Origin of the sequence: Paenarthrobacter aromaticivorans (assembly GCF_019038615.1) — a bacterium.
Taxonomy (GTDB): Bacteria; Actinomycetota; Actinomycetes; order Actinomycetales; family Micrococcaceae; genus Arthrobacter; species Arthrobacter aromaticivorans.
Genome location: NZ_JAHOPC010000019.1, coordinates 42932 through 59436 on the forward strand (window position 1 = coordinate 42932; position 16505 = coordinate 59436).

The 16505-nt window shown below is 61.5% G+C and carries 18 protein-coding genes; 11 read left to right on the forward strand and 7 right to left on the reverse strand.

Translation table 11 applies throughout. The features are described from left to right. Positions 1 to 2: 2 nt before the first annotated feature. On the reverse strand, positions 3 to 281 hold the full coding sequence (locus tag KSW38_RS21375; RefSeq protein WP_216926964.1) for a DUF3040 domain-containing protein: 279 nt from the start codon (positions 279 to 281) through the stop codon (positions 3 to 5). Between the two features lie 189 nt (positions 282 to 470). Between KSW38_RS21375 and KSW38_RS21380 the strand changes: the two genes are divergently transcribed. Next, positions 471 to 932: a GatB/YqeY domain-containing protein gene (locus tag KSW38_RS21380; protein ID WP_216926965.1), complete on the forward strand. Its 462-nt coding sequence runs from the start codon at positions 471 to 473 to the stop codon at positions 930 to 932. A 29-nt stretch (positions 933 to 961) separates the two neighbouring features. Here KSW38_RS21380 and KSW38_RS21385 read toward each other — a convergent pair whose 3' ends face one another. The 3 genes from KSW38_RS21385 to KSW38_RS21395 all read right to left on the reverse strand — a co-directional run bounded on the left by KSW38_RS21385 (position 962) and on the right by KSW38_RS21395 (position 2674). Continuing rightward, positions 962 to 1693 (reverse strand): DUF72 domain-containing protein, encoded by a 732-nt coding sequence (locus tag KSW38_RS21385; protein WP_216926966.1) that lies wholly within the window; start codon positions 1691 to 1693, stop codon positions 962 to 964. Positions 1694 to 1722: 29 nt separating this feature from the next. Further along, on the reverse strand, positions 1723 to 1956 hold the full coding sequence (locus KSW38_RS21390) for a hypothetical protein (RefSeq protein ID WP_216926967.1): 234 nt from the start codon (positions 1954 to 1956) through the stop codon (positions 1723 to 1725). Positions 1957 to 2215: 259 nt separating this feature from the next. After that, the gene (locus KSW38_RS21395) at positions 2216 to 2674 is read right to left on the reverse strand and encodes a MarR family winged helix-turn-helix transcriptional regulator (protein ID WP_216926968.1); all 459 of its coding nucleotides are present in this window, start codon (positions 2672 to 2674) and stop codon (positions 2216 to 2218) included. A 139-nt stretch (positions 2675 to 2813) separates the two neighbouring features. Here KSW38_RS21395 and KSW38_RS21400 point away from each other — a divergent pair, with 139 nt between their 5' ends. The 10 genes from KSW38_RS21400 to KSW38_RS21445 all read left to right on the forward strand — a co-directional run bounded on the left by KSW38_RS21400 (position 2814) and on the right by KSW38_RS21445 (position 12765). Beyond that, entirely contained in the window at positions 2814 to 3752 is a 939-nt protein-coding gene (locus tag KSW38_RS21400) for an SDR family NAD(P)-dependent oxidoreductase (protein ID WP_216926969.1), read from the forward strand. Then, positions 3752 to 4642, forward strand: a complete 891-nt coding sequence (locus KSW38_RS21405; RefSeq protein ID WP_308169460.1) for an amidohydrolase family protein — start codon at positions 3752 to 3754, stop codon at positions 4640 to 4642. Before KSW38_RS21400 ends, KSW38_RS21405 begins: the two co-directional genes overlap by 1 nt. Before the next feature lies 1 nt (position 4643). Beyond that, positions 4644 to 5867, forward strand: a complete 1224-nt coding sequence (locus KSW38_RS21410) for an acyl-CoA dehydrogenase family protein (RefSeq protein WP_216926971.1) — start codon at positions 4644 to 4646, stop codon at positions 5865 to 5867. Positions 5868 to 5896: 29 nt separating this feature from the next. Continuing rightward, complete coding sequence (locus tag KSW38_RS21415; protein ID WP_216926972.1) at positions 5897 to 6352, forward strand: MaoC family dehydratase; 456 nt, start codon at positions 5897 to 5899, stop codon at positions 6350 to 6352. Positions 6353 to 6395: 43 nt separating this feature from the next. Continuing rightward, positions 6396 to 7721, forward strand: a complete 1326-nt coding sequence (locus KSW38_RS21420; protein ID WP_216926973.1) for an MFS transporter — start codon at positions 6396 to 6398, stop codon at positions 7719 to 7721. A 12-nt stretch (positions 7722 to 7733) separates the two neighbouring features. Continuing rightward, on the forward strand, positions 7734 to 9284 hold the full coding sequence (gene menE, locus KSW38_RS21425; protein ID WP_216926974.1) for an o-succinylbenzoate--CoA ligase: 1551 nt from the start codon (positions 7734 to 7736) through the stop codon (positions 9282 to 9284). A 307-nt stretch (positions 9285 to 9591) separates the two neighbouring features. Then, entirely contained in the window at positions 9592 to 10086 is a 495-nt protein-coding gene (locus KSW38_RS21430) for a DUF805 domain-containing protein (RefSeq protein ID WP_216926975.1), read from the forward strand. Positions 10087 to 10209: 123 nt separating this feature from the next. Further along, the gene (gene lhgO / locus KSW38_RS21435; RefSeq protein ID WP_308169459.1) at positions 10210 to 11427 is read left to right on the forward strand and encodes an L-2-hydroxyglutarate oxidase; all 1218 of its coding nucleotides are present in this window, start codon (positions 10210 to 10212) and stop codon (positions 11425 to 11427) included. 194 nt (positions 11428 to 11621) lie between these two features. Beyond that, positions 11622 to 11924: a DUF4193 domain-containing protein gene (locus KSW38_RS21440; RefSeq protein ID WP_216926976.1), complete on the forward strand. Its 303-nt coding sequence runs from the start codon at positions 11622 to 11624 to the stop codon at positions 11922 to 11924. 295 nt (positions 11925 to 12219) lie between these two features. Beyond that, positions 12220 to 12765, forward strand: a complete 546-nt coding sequence (locus KSW38_RS21445) for an AMIN-like domain-containing (lipo)protein (protein WP_216926977.1) — start codon at positions 12220 to 12222, stop codon at positions 12763 to 12765. 98 nt (positions 12766 to 12863) lie between these two features. On the opposite strand, the gene KSW38_RS21450 is transcribed toward KSW38_RS21445, so the two are convergent. From KSW38_RS21450 to KSW38_RS21460, 3 genes are read right to left on the reverse strand one after another with little or no spacing between them, the layout of a single operon-like run. Next, positions 12864 to 14411: an APC family permease gene (locus tag KSW38_RS21450; protein ID WP_216926978.1), complete on the reverse strand. Its 1548-nt coding sequence runs from the start codon at positions 14409 to 14411 to the stop codon at positions 12864 to 12866. A 12-nt stretch (positions 14412 to 14423) separates the two neighbouring features. Beyond that, the gene (locus KSW38_RS21455) at positions 14424 to 15449 is read right to left on the reverse strand and encodes an agmatine deiminase family protein (protein ID WP_216926979.1); all 1026 of its coding nucleotides are present in this window, start codon (positions 15447 to 15449) and stop codon (positions 14424 to 14426) included. After that, positions 15446 to 16474, reverse strand: coding sequence for a nitrilase-related carbon-nitrogen hydrolase (locus KSW38_RS21460; protein ID WP_216926980.1), 1029 nt, complete (start codon positions 16472 to 16474; stop codon positions 15446 to 15448). Before KSW38_RS21460 ends, KSW38_RS21455 begins: the two co-directional genes overlap by 4 nt. Between the last annotated feature and the right edge of the window lie 31 nt (positions 16475 to 16505).

The window sequence follows — 16505 nt, forward strand, 5'->3', positions numbered from 1 at the left end:
GCTCAGTCGGAAGCGGAACGGGCCTTCTGTACGCGATGTGCCACTAATCCCCACGCCATCAGAAGGAAGCCACAATATCCCAAGGGGGACGGATTGATTGGTATGGCCAACAGCATCATCAGCACTCCAACTGCTACAGCAAGAACGTGGCGGGCCTGCGGTTCATAGGTGCGACGCGCGGGGATCCCTGTTTCCAGTTGACGGGCCAAGTCCGGATCCTGGATGAAAAGTTCCCGTTCGAGTTGCTGCAGCACCCTGCGCTCCCGTTCGTTCAGATGCATGGTTGTCCCTCCCATGTAGCGCTAAGGCTCCTCGGTGCGATCGGTGAGCCAACCGGTTCCTTCAAGGAATTCCAGCGGCACAATAAGCTAAGCATGCTTACTAAATGCTCCGCAAGGAAAATTTTCCGGCCCTCGTCGAGCTTGGCAACTGACTACCATGGCAAGTAGGAACCCCAATCAAGGAGCGCAATGTCACTGAAAGATCGTCTCAAGGCAGACGTCGTAGGCCACATGAAGGCGGGCAACAAAACAGCGCTCACCACCGTGCGGAACGTCCTGGGTGAGATCACCACACGCGAGAAGTCGGGCAAAACGCCCATCGAGTTGGACGATGCGCAGGTTACGTCACTGCTTCAAAAGGAAGCTGCCAAGCGCCGGGATACCGCACGCATCTACACCGAAGCCGGGGAAGCAGACAGGGCAGCCGCCGAAGTTGCGGAGGCTGAGATCATCGAGGAATACCTCCCCAAGCCGCTAAGCCGCGAAGAAGTGGAAGCCATCGTCGACGAAGCCATCGCCGCTCTTAAAGCCGACGGGCAGGAACTCTCAATGCGTTCAATCGGCGCCGTGATGAAGCCGGTAACTGCCAAGGTTGCAGGACGGTTCGATGGCAAGACCGTCAGCGAAATCGTGCGGGGTCGCCTGAGCTAAGACCCGCCGGATGGCTCGCCGTTAGCGGGTCAGCCATTCCCAAGCAGCCATCGCAAAGTATCGGCGTTGCGCACGGCGTTGCCACCGCCGTCGTTGTTGAAATAGGCGTACACGTCCTTGCCCGTGCTGTTCCACTCACGAATCCGATCCGCCCACCAGCGAAGATCCGCGTCCGAATATGAGCCGCCGTAGAGGTGCTCAGTATCCGGTCCGTGAAGCCGGATGTAAACGAACGGTGCCGTGGCCCGAAGGATGCACGGCAAGTTGGCGCCGCTCATGACGCAGTAAGCTGCCTCGTGGCGTTCAAGCAACGCGTAGACGTCAGGGTGGTCCCAGCTATCGTGCCGGAATTCCACCGCCACGCGAATCCAATGGGGTAAGGCTGCAAGGAAGTAATCGAGGCGGGCATCATCGCGGGCAAAATCAGGAGGAAGCTGGACAAGCAGCACAGCTCTTTTGTCACCCAGTTCGTGCCAGCAGCGGGTAATGCGTTCCACCCACACTTCAGGGCTGTACAGCTTTTTCCCATGCGTGAGACCACGGGGCGCCTTGACCGACATCGCAAATCCTGCAGGCAGGCGATCATGCCAGCTCTTGAATGCGGTGTCCCGCGGCCAACGGTAAAAACTCGCGTTGAGCTCAACCGTGTCGAACCGGGCCACGTAGTGGGCCAGGCGCTTGGCCGTGGGCAGGCCCGGTGGATAGAGCACATTTTCCCAGTGGTCGTAGCTCCAGCCAGATGTACCTATGCGGATACTCATGCTGTGGATGGTAGTCCGCGAGAACGTGCTTATGGCCGAGGCGTGGTCCTGGCGATCAACGCCTGGAGATCTTCGGCAACCTTGGCCACCTCGCGCTGCCGTGTCGACTTCGCTGCGTGTGTGGAGGGTCGGGCGGCTCTGGGAGAAATCCGTGTCCGGGCGTCGCGACGGAACGCGCCATCGCGTCCAATCCTGGGATCACGCACGGGCGCGTCGACGGTGACGCGGCCCTTGAGGGGGTCGTGAAAGAGTGGCAGATTCATGGTCCATTCCGGGGTAACAAGCCGCTTGAAAGGGATTCAAAGCGATGTGGCCGAGTGCGAACTCTGATCCTGACATATGTCCCACATCCGCGATATGGACGGTTGCATATCACCTCGCCAGGAAGCGGTGCAAACGTCCAGTTCTCTGGCGAAAGCCCGTTCGGCTCTGGCAGCCGGGCTCTTCACCAACACCGGGCGCCTTGGCGACGTAGCGTCGGGCCCGATTATCGCTTGGACCGCATTCGGACCGGGGCCGTAACTATCCCCACAGCGCCTTCTTCAACAGTTCCCTGAGTTGGGCATTCTCCTCTTCACTCAAAGCTTCGAGCTGGCTCCGTTCGCACACCTCGAGGGCAGCCCGCGCCTTGTTGTGGATCCGGCGGCCCTCAGCTGTGGAGACGATGATCTTGGCGCGGCGGTCCTGCTTGCCTTGAGCTCGTTTGACCAGGCCGCGGTGTTCGAGGTCGTCCACCAGGCTGACTACCTGGCTCGGATCCAGGCTCAGGAAATCCGCCAGCTCACGCTGTGTGGGTTCCAGGCCACTGCAGGAGAGGGTCAGCACGGAGAAGGAGCGTTCGCGAAGACCGTAATCCGCCAGGGCTTTGTTGTTCAGCAGTGATCCTGTGGCATGCAGCTTTGCCAGAAGAAGCCCCACGTCATTGCCAATCTTCGCTGCCGCGAGGCGGGGGGTTTCGGCTTTGGTGCTCTGCGTGCCCATGGCAACTCCAATAGTAAATAAAAACAATCGTTGACTTTTTCAATGATCCGTAATCTCATTGATCATGACAAGGATCTCACGTGGCAGTGGGATCGGCCCCACCGGCTCCCGCCGGTTACTGCATGCGAAGGAGCACGCCATGAGTTTGAACGGCAAGGTTGCAATCGTCACCGGGAGTGGACAGGGTCTTGGACTCGCTTACGCGAGGGAGCTGGCCCGTCAGGGTGCCGCCGTCGTTATAAACGATGTGAACGCGGAGACCGCGGCGCAGGCTGTCGCGCAGATTGAGGCCGACGGCGGCCGGGCCACCGCGGTGGTGGTTCCGGTGGGCAGCACGGAGGCTGCGAAAGCGTTGGTGGCCGGTGCCGTTGATGCATTCGGGCGGCTGGATATTCTGGTGACCAACGCCGGAATCCTGCGGGACAAGAGCCTGTTGAAGATGACCGATGAGGACTTCGACCTGGTGATCAACGTCCACCTCCGCGGAACGTTCACCTGTGTCCGTGAGGCCTTTGCGTACTTCAAGGAGAACAACGTTCCGGGCCGGATCATCACGATTGGTTCGCCGACGGGCCAGCGCGGCAACTTCGGGCAGACCAATTACGCGGCTGCGAAGGCCGGGATCGTAGGCATGGTCCGCACCTGGGCGCTGGAAATGAAGAAGGCCGGCGTGACGGTCAACTCGGTGATCCCGGTGGCCGCTACTGCGATGACCAAGACCGTCCCGTACTTCCAGAAGGCCGTTGAAGCCGACGAGCGTGGTGAGGCCATGCCGTCCTTCTTCCGCCATGATCTTGGTTTCGGAACGGCCGACGACGTCGCAGGGCTTATTGCCTTCCTCGCCTCTGATGCGGCCTCGGGGATTTCCGGCCAGGCCATTGGAGCTGGCGGTGACCGGCTGCAGGTGTGGACGCATCCGACGGCGGCGACCACCGAATACCGCGACGGCGGCTGGAGCTATGACGCACTGCGCGCGAACGCTGAGGAACTTTTCAGCAACGAAAACCTTCAGGGCTACGGTGAGGAATTCCTGCCACTGCCGGCGGAGCTGCAGCCAGAACCTGCACAGGCGCGCTGATCATGGCCCGTTACGAACTGGGCGTCGATGCTTCGGCGCTGGACGCGATCGACATGCACGTCCATCTGGAAGTGGACAGTTGCGGTCACGGCTCACTCCCGGCAGCACTGACGGAGGCCTCGGCGAAGTATTTCAAGTCCGAGGACAGGACGCCGTCACTGGACAGGATCGCGGAGGTGTACCGCGAGCTGAACATGGCCGCCGTCGTTTTCACGGTTGACGCGCGGACCCAGCTCAAGCACGAGCCGAACAGCATCCCGGAACTGATTGACGGGGCGGCGCGGAACAATGATGTGTTGATTCCCTTCGGGTCCGTGGATCCGCGAACGGGGGAAGACGCTATCGCGGGGGCGAAGCATCAAGCCGTGGAGCTCGGTGCCCGCGGGTTCAAGTTCCATCCGTCGTTGCAGGGTTTCGATCCGTCCAACGAGCAGTTCTACCCGTTGTGGGAGACGCTGCAGGAGCTGGGGCTGCCGGCCATTTTCCACACCGGCCAGAACGGTATGGGCGCGGGACTTCCCGGCGGGTACGGAATCAAGCTGGCCTACTCCAACCCGTTGCTGCTGGACGCTGTTGCCGCGGACTTCCCGGGCCTGCAGATCATCATGGCCCACCCCTCGGTGCCCTGGCAGGATGAAGCGAACTCAATCGCCACCCACAAGGCGAACGTGTTCATCGACCTCTCCGGCTGGTCGCCCAAGTACTTCCCGGAGTCCCTCGTGAAAGCGTCGAATTCCGTGTTGCAGGACAAGGTTTTATTCGGCACTGACTTCCCGCTGATCACCCCGCAGAAATGGTTGGGCGCGTTTGCTGACCTGCCTTTGAAGGACGAGGTCCGCCCGAAGGTCCTCAAGGGAAATGCGGTTCGGCTGCTCGGATTGGGTGGTTGACATGAGCACGACCGTCTTGGACCAACGGCTGTATTCTGCGGCGGATTGGTATGACGCCGAAGCCCTCCTCACCGCCGAGGAGCGCGCCGTCTTGGCCCAGATCCGGAACTTCCTGGACGCCGAAGCGAAGCCGTTGCTGGCCGAGTACTGGGAACGGGGCGAGTTCCCCGAGCAACTGGCGAAGCCGCTGATCGATCTTGACCTGATGGAGCCTTTCGATGAGGCCGCACGGGGGCTCTACCAGGGGTTCCGGATCTTCGAACTCGCCCGCACCGACGCTTCGCTGGCTACCTGGTACACCGCCCAAGCCGGGCTGTTCCGGACCGCGATCCGGGTGGGCGCCTCGGAGGAACAGCAGCGCGAGTGGATGCCCCGGGTTGTGGATTTCTCGCTCAAGGGTGTGTTCTCGTTGACCGAACCGGAACACGGCTCGGACATCGCCGGCGGGCTCTCCACCACCGCACGCTATGAAGCAGGCGTTGCAGGAGAGGCCGGCGGTACAGGGGCCGACGGCGGAACCTGGGTCCTCGACGGCGCCAAGCGGTGGATCGGGGGCGCCTCAACGGCCGATGTGCTGTGCGTGTTCGCCCGGGACGTCGCCGACGGGCAGGTCAAAGCGTTTCTCGTGGACCGGCAGGCTGCTGGCGTGAGGCTTGAGAAGATTCACGGCAAGACTTCTTTGCGGATGATGCAGAACGCACACATCACCATGGAAGGGGTCCGCGTCCCGGAGGCCATGCGCCTGCATAACGTGAACTCGTTCAAAGACGTTGCAGCGATGCTCCGGGCCATGCGCTCGGACGTTGCGTGGATCGCCACGGGCATCCAAGCCGGTGCTTTCGAAGCCGCGCTTGCCTACGTCAAGGAACGCCAACAATTCGGCCGTTCGCTGGGCTCATTCCAGTTAATCCAGGAGAAACTTGCCCGGATGCTCGGCAACATCACCGCGTCTCTCTCGCTGGTGGTGAGGCTGACCGAACAGCAGGGCTGGGGCATCTACCGGGACCAGGACTCCGCGTTGGCAAAGATGCAGACCAGCCTGATGATGCGCGAAACCGTCGCCCTGGCACGCGAAGTGGTGGGCGGCAACGGCATCACGCTCGCCGCCGACGTCGCGCGTTTCCACGCAGACGCCGAAGCCGTCTACTCGTACGAGGGCACCCACGAAATCAACGCCCTCATCATCGGCCGCGCCCTCACCGGCGACAGTGCCTTCACCCGCTAAACCAAAACACAACTATCAGGAGGCAACCGATGCCCAATCTCGTCGTCGATTTCGACACCCTGCTCACCATGTCCGGCAAGGACCTCGGCACCACCGACTACCGCGAAATCACCCAGCAACAGATCAATCTGTTCGCTGACGCCACTGACGACCAGCAGTGGATCCACACCGATCCCGAACGCGCCAAGGACGGCCCCTTCGGTGCCCCCATCGCGCACGGCTTCCTCACCCTGTCCCTCATCATCCCATTCTGGGGTGAGCTGTTCGACGTCGACGGTGTCACCACCAAGGTCAACTACGGTCTGGACAAAGTCCGCTTCACTTCGCCGGTCAAGGTCGGTTCCAAGGTCCGTATGAACGGCACCATCGCCGACGTCACCGAAGTCAAAGGCGGCGCCCAGATCAAGGTCAGCGCCACCATCGAAATCGAAGGCCAGGAGCGACCCGCCGTCGTGGCCGAATTCCTCGCACGCTTCTACAAATAAGTAAACGCACAACACCAAATCCCTCCTCTCCCAAGGAACAGCCATGTCAGGACACACTGCACTCGCAACTGCGAGCACGGCCGCCAAGCGCAAGGAAGCGCGTACGGTCATCTTGTCCAGCTATCTGGGCAGCACCATCGAGTTCTACGACTTCCTGCTGTACGCCACCGCCGCGGCGGTCGCCTTCCCGAAAGTGTTCTTTGCAGGTACAGACGAATGGGTGGGCGTCGTAGCGGCCTACGCCACTTTCGCCGCAGGATACGTTGCACGGCCCCTGGGCGGCATCATCTTCGGCCATTTCGGTGACCGCATCGGCCGCAAGGGAATGCTGATCGTTTCCATGGCGATGATGGGCATTGCGTCCACCTTGATCGGTTTGATTCCCGGGGCCAACGTCATCGGTCCCTGGGGCGCCGTGCTCCTCGTGGTCCTGCGCGTCTGCCAGGGCATTGCGGTCGGAGGCGAATGGGGTGGCGCCGCGTTGATGGCGCTGGAACATTCCGACCCCAAGCGGCGCGGCTTCGCGGCATCGTTCGTGAACGCAGGAGCGCCAACAGGGGCCGTCCTCGGCACCGTCGTCATGGGCATCTTTTCCGCCCTTCCTCAGGACGCGTTCCTCGCGTGGGGCTGGCGTGTGCCGTTCCTCCTGTCCTTCGTGCTCCTGATCGTTGGCATGTTTGTCAGGCTGCGTGTTTCCGAAAGCCCGATCTTCGCCGAAGCCGTCGCTAAGGAAAGCGCCCAGGGCACCAAGCGTAAAATCCCTCTGCTGGAAGTGCTGCGGCGTCCCAAGGCGCTGATCATGATCATGTTTGCCGGCGCCGCAGGATTCGGCTTGCAAGTAGTACTGCCCACATTCTCCGTGACCTACGCGGTCTCCAAGGGCGCACCGCAGCAGGGCGTGCTCTATGCCTTCGCGGGAGCCTCGGCCATCTCCATCCTTTTCGTCCTACTGGGCGGAAAATTGTCCGATCGCTTCGGACGCCGCCCGATCATGGTCACCGGACTGGCCCTGTTCATCCTGTACCTGCTCCCGATGTTCGGAATGCTCAGCTCCGGCAACATTGCATTGATCTTCCTTGCATTCACCGTGGCACTCATCCTGCACTCATCCCTCTATGGACCCCTTGCCGCGTTTGTGTCCGAGCAGTTCGGTACCACCAACCGCTACACCGGTGCAGCCGTCGGTTACCAGCTCGCCACCCTGATCGGCGCTGGCTTCACGCCCGGCATCGTTGCGGGCCTCTACAAGGATTCCGGCCAGAGCATTATCCCTGTGGTGGTATTTCTGTCTGCCATGTCAGTGGTGTCGATTGTCTTCATCCTGCTCACGCGAGAGTCTAAGAACAACGACCTTTCTTCGGTCAGTTAGGAGTACTGCACCATGGACAACAACGGAGTTGGATCCTGGCTGCACCGGCGCCGTGCCAAGTCGGGCCCCAAAGCGGCTCTGGTCTCAGGCAGCCAGGCACTGAGCTATGCCGACCTCGCCAACCGTACGGACCGCTTGGCCAACGCTCTTGTTGCCAGGGGCGTGGCCAAGGGGGACCGCGTGGCCTACCTCGGCGAGAACCACCCCTCCTTTGTGGAGACCTTCTTTGCCTGCGGACTGGTCGGTGCGATCTTCGTTCCCTTGAACACACGCCTCACCGCCCCTGAGTTGCAGTTCCAACTGCAGGATTCGGGGTCGCGTCTTTTGATCAGCGCAGCGTCGCTGGAAGCCGTAGCCGCGGCGTCCGTGGTGGACACTGCCGTCACACACCGCTTTGTGGTGGCGCCCGACGGCGGTTCGGAAGGTTCCGCCGTTAAGCTGCCATCCGGCGTCGAGCACTATGGCGAGGTGATTGACGCGGCAGCTGCGACGCCGCTGGATGTGGCCGTGACTTTGGACGACGGCGCCATGATTCTCTACACCTCGGGCACCACGGGCAAGCCGAAAGGTGCACTGCTGACGCACGGCAATATCACGTGGAACTGCATCAACACCGTGGTGGACATGGACCTCAACCGGGACGACGTCGCGCTCATGATTTCCCCTCTCTTCCACGTAGCCTCCCTGGACATGGGCCTGCTGCCCATGCTCCTCAAGGGCGCCACGGTGCTACTCGAAACCAAGTTCGACGCCGGTCGCGTCCTCAAGCTGATCGGGCAGCACAAAGTCACTACCCTCAATGGGGTCCCCACCACCTTCCAGATGCTCTGCGATCATCCGGAATGGTCGACGGCGGATCTCAGCTCCCTGGACAAGCTCACCTGTGGTGGTTCCGCGGTTCCGCAGAGGGTACTGGACGCCTATGAAGAGCGGGGCATTGGCTTCACGAGTTGCTACGGCATGACCGAGACGGCTCCTGGCGCCACGATGCTGCCAGTCTCCAGATCGCAGGAGAAGGCCGGCTCCGCAGGCCTGCCGCACTTCTTCACGGATGTGCGGATTGCGGATCCGATCGGTGGGCTCGCTCCGGCTGGGGCCGTGGGAGAGATCCAGATTTCGGGGCCCAACGTCATCAAGGAGTACTGGAACAGGCCTGAGGCTACGGCTGACAGCTATGCGGGTTCGTCCTGGTTCCGGTCCGGCGATATGGGTTTCCAGGACGACGAAGGTTTCTTGTTCGTCTCGGACCGCATCAAGGACATGATCATTTCCGGTGGAGAGAACATCTATCCAGCCGAAGTGGAAGCTCTGATCGCTGAACTTCCGGAGGTGCGGAGTGTTGCCGTCATTGGCGTGGCCGATGACAAGTGGGGGGAGGTTCCGCGGGCCATCGTGACACTGCTCGAAGGTGCTTCCCTGACAGAGGAACAGCTGCGCTCGTATTTGGAAGGCCGGCTTGCCCGCTACAAGATCCCCAAGTCCGTGGTTTTCGTTGAGGAAATGCCAAGGACTGCCAGCGGGAAGATCCGCAAGGCCGAACTGAGGAAACAGTTCGCGTCCTGACCCGTTCGGGGCGTTCTACTACATAAGGTTCGACGGCGACGGTTGGATAGTGCCGCCGTCGAACCTCGAGGGGTTTTATGTGAGAGAGCATGCCTCAAAATCGGGGGCGTATGTGAGAGAACGTCGCCGCAAAAGGGTTGGTATGTGAGAGAGGGATTGGGCCGAAATAATCCGTCAACGGGCTAAATCCCGGTTAATTTTGTCCATCGACCTGCATAAATACCGCGGAGACCACTACGATGAGCAACGACTCTTCACAGAGTTTAGGTCTCATTGCATTATTCACACCTAACCCCGGGGGAACACCTTGAGTTACCAGCAACAGCCACAGCACACCCAGCCGTATGGCGCACAGACCGGCGAACCGCCGCTGTGGGCCCCTTACTATGGCGCACCAATCGGCGCCGCCGTAAAGCGTTTCTTCAAGAAGTACACCGCCTTCACCGGCCGTGCGAGCCGCAGCGAGTACTGGTGGGTGGCCCTCGCGTTGGGTGTCATCGGCTTTGTACTGCAGCTCCTTACTGGCATCCTCGGTGCTGCAGGTTCTACGGTCTCGGCAAACGGAACGGCAGTTCCCGGCCCGGGCGCAGTTGTCGGGCTTATTTTGATCTTTGCGTTCTACCTGGCCGTACTCATTCCGTCCATTTCGTTGCTGGTCCGTCGTCTGCACGATGGCAACTTCAGCGGCTGGCTCGCCTTGCTCGGCCTCATTCCGTTCGTTGGCGGACTTGCAATTCTGGTTCTCGCTCTCCTGCCGTCCAACCCGGCCGGCCAGCGCTTCGACCAGCCCAGCGCTGTCTAGCAATCCACGCACCACGTAAAAGGGGCGGCACGCCAAGTGCCGCCCCTTTTTACGTGCCCGGCGAACCACTCCATGGAATGCTGTGGAGTGATGCGGACCAATCCCCAACGACGAGGAGTTCCCGTGACCGGTGATACCAAACCGAAAAGCATCAAGCGCTGCGCCGTCATTGGCGGCGGAATCATCGGCGTGGCTGTGGCCCGGGAATTGGCCAACAAACTCGACGGCGTCCAGGTCACCGTCTACGAGAAGGAAGACCAGCTCGCCAAGCACCAGACCGGCCACAACTCCGGCGTAGTCCACGCTGGCCTGTACTACGAGCCCGGCGGGTTGAAGGCAACGCTCTGCCGCCGGGGAGTTGCCCTGCTTCAGGAATTCTGCGCCGCCAAAGATCTGCCGTACGAGGCCTGTGGCAAGTTGGTGATCGCCCAGACCCCCGAAGAATCGAAGCGACTGGAGAACATCTTCGCGCGGGCAACGGCCAATGGGGTGCCGGGCGCACGCATGCTGCGCGGTGACCAAATACGCGAGGTGGAGCCGAACGCCGTCGGGCTTTCTGCCTTGCACTCGCCGGAAACGGCGATCGTGGACTACACGGCTGTCACCAATGCGCTCGCCGACGACGTCCGTCAAGCGGGCGGGCAGATCCGGCTTGGGCAGGAAGTCACCTCACTGCAACCGCAGGGGAGCGGCGTCGTGGTCCACACGAAGGCCGGGGGCGAACACTACGATCTTGTGGTGGCCTGCGCCGGCCTTCAATCGGACCGGTTGGCGAAAGCCACTGGAGAACCTGCAACGCCGCGCATCGTCCCGTTCTTTGGGCAGTACTTCCTCCTCGGCAAGGAAACCCGCACAAAAGTCAGGGGCTTGATTTATCCGGTGCCCGACCCCAAGCATCCGTTCCTTGGAGTGCACCTGACCAAAAGGATCGACGGCGAAATGATGCTGGGCCCCAACGCATTCATCTCGTTCGGACGCGAGGCCTATTCCTGGAAGGACATCGATGTGCGCGACGTCCTGAATTACACATTGTTTCCTGGCTTCTGGAATTTTGCCCGTCAGAATGTGCCCTCGGCTGTCCGCGAATTCCAGACCGTGGTCAGTAGGAAGAAGTTCATTCAGGAGGCCGTACGCTTTGTCCCGTCGTTGGAGGGTGCAACTATTCTTCCCGGCACGCGAGGCGTCCGCGCACAGGCCATGAACGCTGACGGTTCCTTGGTGGATGATTTTGTGATTTCACGACGCCGGAACACGGTTTTGGTGCGGAATGCACCGTCGCCGGGGGCTACGTCGTCGATGGCGATTGCGGAGTACGTCGTGCAGCAGGCACTTCAGGACTAAGCACAGCCAATGGATTGAGGCCGCATACGTCCTGGATTGTGTGGAACCGGTGGCCCGCCGTAACCCCTAAAGGTTGGCTTGAAAGCTGCTGAATGTTGTTTTGGGCACACTTTTCGTCCAATGCGGATGCTATGCCCTAAACTGCTTCACTGAGGTGCCTGAAATGGCACTATGCAGCAACGAAAGCGAACCCAATGGCTACTGATTACGACGCGCCCCGCAAGACAGAAGAAGAGACTCCCGCGGACTCGCTTGAGGCTCTTCAGGCGTCCCGCGGCACCGGTGCCCAGACTGCAGTCATCGACATCGACGAAAACGACACCGCGGAAGGCATCGACCTCCCGGGCGCCGATCTTTCCGGTGAAGAACTGACCGTTGTGGTGGTACCTGAACAGTCTGACGAATTCACGTGTTCTTCCTGCTTCCTGGTCCGCCACAGGTCCCAGGTTGCCCTGGAAAAGAACGGCCTTAAGTACTGCAAGGACTGCGAGGGTTAATCCCAGGTACTGCAAAACGTTCGAGCCCCGTCAGGCCAATGAATGGTCGGATGGGGCTTTTGCGTGTCCGCAACTCTTTGTAACGCGCAGGTGTCGTTATCTTCGATTACAAACCCGTGCATGGTCACCCACAATCTGGTCCTTGAACAGGCGTAAATGTCCACTTCGATGACTCTCCTGTGACCACTCCGGAGTCGTTTTAACGGTTGTGCGCCGAAGCGGCCACAACCCCTCCAAACCACTCAAGTCGCTCCTACTGTTGAAGTATCAACTTCGCCTGAAGGGGGCACAAAAAATGAGGAAATTTGGAGCGGGTTTGGCAGCAGTCCTTGCAGCTGCCGGACTCGGTCTGGTGGCACCGGGACCAGCCTCGGCATCGCCATATTGCGGGATCATGTGGGGCTCGCTGGCCAAGGCCGACCCCGACATGAGCTCCGCCAACGTCACCAACGTCCGTACGGGCCAGCAGTCCTGTTACGACCGTTTGGTGATCGACATGACCGGCAAGGTGGCCGGCTATTCAGTGCAGTACGTCCCGGTAGTGATTCAGGATGCCACGGGCTATCCAATCCCCGTGCTCGGTGATGCTGACCTGCAGGTTGTGGTGACGGCTCCGTCCTACGACCAGAACGGCCAACTCACGTACGCACCCGCAGCCAAGGCGGAGTTGTCCAACGTTTCCGGGTATGAAACGTTCCGGCAGGTGGTTTACGCGGGCAGCTTCGAAGGCACCACGAGCATCGGTTTGGGTGTCCGTGCCCGGCTTCCGTTCCGTGTCTTCACTTTGGACGGGCCCGACGGCGGCTCGCGCCTTGTGGTGGACGTCGCCCACCATTGGTGATTGGTTAGCCGGCTAGCCGCGAGAACGTGGGAAAGCGGCCAGCTCGTCCGGAGATTTCCGGCGAACTGACCGCTTTCCCGCGTCGTCGCGTTGAGGAGCTACTCAGGGACCACCAGAGCAGGGGTGTCCTTGCGGATGGTCTCTCCGCGGAAGAAGCCGGGACGGACGCGGGACATGATCAGCATGAACACCGCACCCAGGGCAAGGATGCCGATGCCGAGCACGAACACGAGCCCCACTCCGAAGATTTCCGAGCCACTTCCAAACTCCGGGGCCCAGCTGTCCACCGCGGTCTGCAGGAAGACAACGAACAGGCCGACTCCACCCAGCAGCGGGCAGAAGAGACGCAGGAAGAAGTTCCGGGCACTGGAGAACACACTGTTCCGGAAGTACCAGACACAGGCGATAGCAGTGAGTCCGTAGTAGAAGCAGATCATCAAGCCAAGGGCCAGGATGGTGTCGTTGAGCACGTTCTCACTGATCACGTGCATCACGGCGTAGAAGCCCGCGGACAGGACGCCGGCCGCGACTGTGGCGAAGCCCGGCGTCGAGAACTTCTTGCTCATGTGGCTGAAGCGCTCAGGCAGGGCGCCGTAGTGCGCCATGGCCAGCAGGCTGCGCGATGGCGAGGTGAACGTCGACTGCAGGGAAGCCGCCGAGCTGGAGAGGACGGCGAGGGACATCAGGATTGCGAATGGACCCATGACCGGTGACGCGAGGGCCGTGAAGACGTTGGCGTGGTTTTCCTCGTTGTTCAGGCCGATTCCCGTGTCTCCGACGCCTGCGAACATCATGGTGGCGATGGTGACCAGGAGGTAAATGCCCAGCACGATGACGGCGGTCAGGGTGCCTGCGAGGCCGGCGGTCTTCTTTCCGTTGGCGGTTTCCTCGTTCACTGTGAGGCAAACATCCCAGCCCCAGTAAACGAAGATCGACAGGGAGATGCCGGCCGCGATCTGGCCGAACGTCTCGATCTTGGTGACATCGAACCAGTCCCAGCTGAACGGAATGGCGGTCTCGGAGGTGGACCAGTTGGCGAACGCCATGGCCACGAAGAGGCCCAGGACCAGCAGTTGGAAGCCCACCAGCCCGTACTGGACGATCTTTGTGGTGTGCAGGCCGCGGTAGCTCACCCACACGGCCAAGGCAACGAAGACGAAGCAGGTGGCAACGTTCAGTACCTTGTCTGAGGCGAGGTCCGCGAGCTCGGGGGAGCCAGTAACCTGTGCCAGGAAGAGGTAGAAGAAGTCCACTGCGACGCCTGCCAGGTTGGACAGGACGATGATGTTGGCCGCGAGCAGGCCCCAGCCACCCATCCAGCCCACCCAGGGACCGAAAGCTTTGGTGACCCACGTGAAGGTTGTGCCGCTGTCCGGGGAATCGGCGTTGAGTTCCCGGTATGCCAGTGACACCAGGATCATTGGAATGAACCCGATAAGGAAGATCACGGGCAGTTGCAGCCCGGCTTCGTTGACGGTTGGACCGAGCGCGCTGGTAAGCGTATACGCCGGGGCGATGGTTGAAATGCCAAGAACGACGACGGCGAGGAGCCCCAACTGCCCCGTCTTCAGTCCCTTGCCGCTGATGTCGTGCGACCTGCCGGCCGGGCTGGTGCCGTCGGCCGTGCTACGGATTGTCTGGCTCATGAAAGGCCCTTTCTAGATGGCCGTAGGCTGCTGCTGCGTAATGCAGTGGATTCCGCCGCCCCGGGCAAAGAGTTCGCGCGCGTCAACACTGACTACGCGGCGTCCGGGGTAGGCGTCGGCGAGGATGCGGAGTGCTTTCTCGTCCATGGGGTCATTGAAACTGCATGCGATGACCCCTCCGTTGACCACGAGGTGGTTGATGTAGCTGTAGTCCACATACCCTTCGTCGTCGGTAAGGGTTTCCGGGGCGGGAACTTCGATGATGTTCCAGTCCCGGCCTGCTGCGTCATGGGTAGTGCGCAGGAAGTCGATGATTTCCCGGGAGACGTTGTAGTCCGGGTGTTCCGGGTTCTGCTGGGAGTGGACCAGCAGCGTGCCGGGGCTCGGGATCGCTGCCACAATGTCCACGTGGCCGCGGGTGCCGAATTTCTCCGAGTCACGGGTGAGGCCGCGGGGCAGCCAGAGCACATGGGTGGCGCCGATGGTGCGGGCCAGTTCCCCTTCGATATCGGCCTTGGTCAGGCCCGGGTTGCGTCCTTGGTCAAGCTGTACGGTCTCAGTGACAAGGACGGTGCCTTCGCCATCAACCTGGATGCCGCCACCCTCGTTGACGATGCCCGATGGGATGTGGTGGGCATCGGCGCGGGCGCTGATCTCCGCCGCGATGAGGGAATCCTTGTCCCACGCGGCCCAATCCTGGCCGCCCCATCCGTTGAAGATCCAGTCCACGGCACCCAGCTGTTTGTTGGCATCAAGCACGAACGAGGGCCCGATGTCCCGCATCCAGGCATCGTTGAGTTCGGCGGTCAGTACCTCGACGCGAGGGTCCAGGTAACGCCCGGCGGTGTCGACGTCGTCGGGGTGTACCACCATGGTGACCGGCTCGAACTCAAGGATGGCATTGGCAACGGCAGCCCAGGTGGACCGCGCAGCGTGGGCCTCTTCCTCCGTGTCACCCAAGGTGTAGCCGCCCGTGGGGAAGGCCATCCAGACGCGGTCTTGGGGAGCGGTCTCGGACGGCATCCGCCAGGCGCTCATGCGGACACAGCCTGGTAAGGCGTGGCTTCGGCTGTGGAGCCGAGCGGGGCGTTGGGGTTCACGGGCTCGGTGAGGCGGCCGTACGTTTCCGGGCGGCGGGTAGCCAGGAACGGGAAGAGCGTGAGCCAATCCTTGCGCTGGTCCAGATCGAGATCAGCCACCAGTACGGCGGATTCGTCGCGGGGTGCCTGGACCAGGATGCGGCCGTACGGATCGGAGATGAAGGACGAACCATAGAAGTTCAGTGTGCCCTCGCTGCCGTAGCGGTTCGGGGCAATCATGAAGAGGCCGTTGGCGATGCCGTTACCCACGATGACCTGCTGCCAGAGCGGTTGGGTATCGAAGTCGGGGTGGTCCGGTTCGGAGCCAATGGCAGTGGGGTAGACCAGGATTTCGGCCCCACCCAGGGAGTACATGCGGGCGAGCTCCGGGAACCATTCATCCCAGCAGGTGGGCATGCCAAGGCGTGCGCCGCCGAGTTCGGCAGGAGCGTGGACCGCATAGGCATCTTCGGCGCCCGGGCCTTTGCGGAAGAACTTGTCCTCGTAGTATCCGGCCGTGACGGGGATGTGCAGCTTGTGGGTGCGGGCCACGAGCTCGCCAGCGGGGGAGACGAGGATGGCGGTGTTGAGTCCCAAGCCGTCGTCCGTGCCGTCCGGGTTTTCAGCCCGCTGGTAGAGCGATGCGTGCACCGAGACGCCGTAGGTCCTGGCAGCCGCTGCGGCGAACGTGAAGGTTGGGCCAGTGAGCAGGTCTTCGGCGATGTCTGAAGGGCGGATACCTGCCGCCGGGTTGTTCTCCGGGCGGGTGTCTGCTGGGTAGCGGGAGAGAGTCAGTTCAGGCAGGAAAACAACACTGGCTCCCAGCTTGGCTGCGCGTTCGATTCCCTCGTTCAGTTCGGCATGCAGGACTGCTTCATCAGCGTGCCAGCGGTGCTGAACGACGCCGACCCGCAGAGGGGTGCGGGTGGACGGCTCGGTGCGGGCCAGGGAAGTTGGGGCTTCGAGGCGGGTAATTTCAATCATGGGGGTATGTACTCCGGTGAGACGACAGTCA

Coding starts and splice junctions, on each gene's coding strand:
- KSW38_RS21375 (WP_216926964.1), bottom strand. CDS start 281: ATGCATCTGAACGAACGGGAGCGCAGGGTGCTGCAGCAACTCGAACGG.
- KSW38_RS21380 (WP_216926965.1), top strand. CDS start 471: ATGTCACTGAAAGATCGTCTCAAGGCAGACGTCGTAGGCCACATGAAG.
- KSW38_RS21385 (WP_216926966.1), bottom strand. CDS start 1,693: ATGAGTATCCGCATAGGTACATCTGGCTGGAGCTACGACCACTGGGAA.
- KSW38_RS21390 (WP_216926967.1), bottom strand. CDS start 1,956: ATGAATCTGCCACTCTTTCACGACCCCCTCAAGGGCCGCGTCACCGTC.
- KSW38_RS21395 (WP_216926968.1), bottom strand. CDS start 2,674: ATGGGCACGCAGAGCACCAAAGCCGAAACCCCCCGCCTCGCGGCAGCG.
- KSW38_RS21400 (WP_216926969.1), top strand. CDS start 2,814: ATGAGTTTGAACGGCAAGGTTGCAATCGTCACCGGGAGTGGACAGGGT.
- KSW38_RS21410 (WP_216926971.1), top strand. CDS start 4,644: ATGAGCACGACCGTCTTGGACCAACGGCTGTATTCTGCGGCGGATTGG.
- KSW38_RS21415 (WP_216926972.1), top strand. CDS start 5,897: ATGCCCAATCTCGTCGTCGATTTCGACACCCTGCTCACCATGTCCGGC.
- KSW38_RS21420 (WP_216926973.1), top strand. CDS start 6,396: ATGTCAGGACACACTGCACTCGCAACTGCGAGCACGGCCGCCAAGCGC.
- menE (WP_216926974.1), top strand. CDS start 7,734: ATGGACAACAACGGAGTTGGATCCTGGCTGCACCGGCGCCGTGCCAAG.
- KSW38_RS21440 (WP_216926976.1), top strand. CDS start 11,622: ATGGCTACTGATTACGACGCGCCCCGCAAGACAGAAGAAGAGACTCCC.
- KSW38_RS21445 (WP_216926977.1), top strand. CDS start 12,220: ATGAGGAAATTTGGAGCGGGTTTGGCAGCAGTCCTTGCAGCTGCCGGA.
- KSW38_RS21450 (WP_216926978.1), bottom strand. CDS start 14,411: ATGAGCCAGACAATCCGTAGCACGGCCGACGGCACCAGCCCGGCCGGC.
- KSW38_RS21455 (WP_216926979.1), bottom strand. CDS start 15,449: ATGAGCGCCTGGCGGATGCCGTCCGAGACCGCTCCCCAAGACCGCGTC.
- KSW38_RS21460 (WP_216926980.1), bottom strand. CDS start 16,474: ATGATTGAAATTACCCGCCTCGAAGCCCCAACTTCCCTGGCCCGCACC.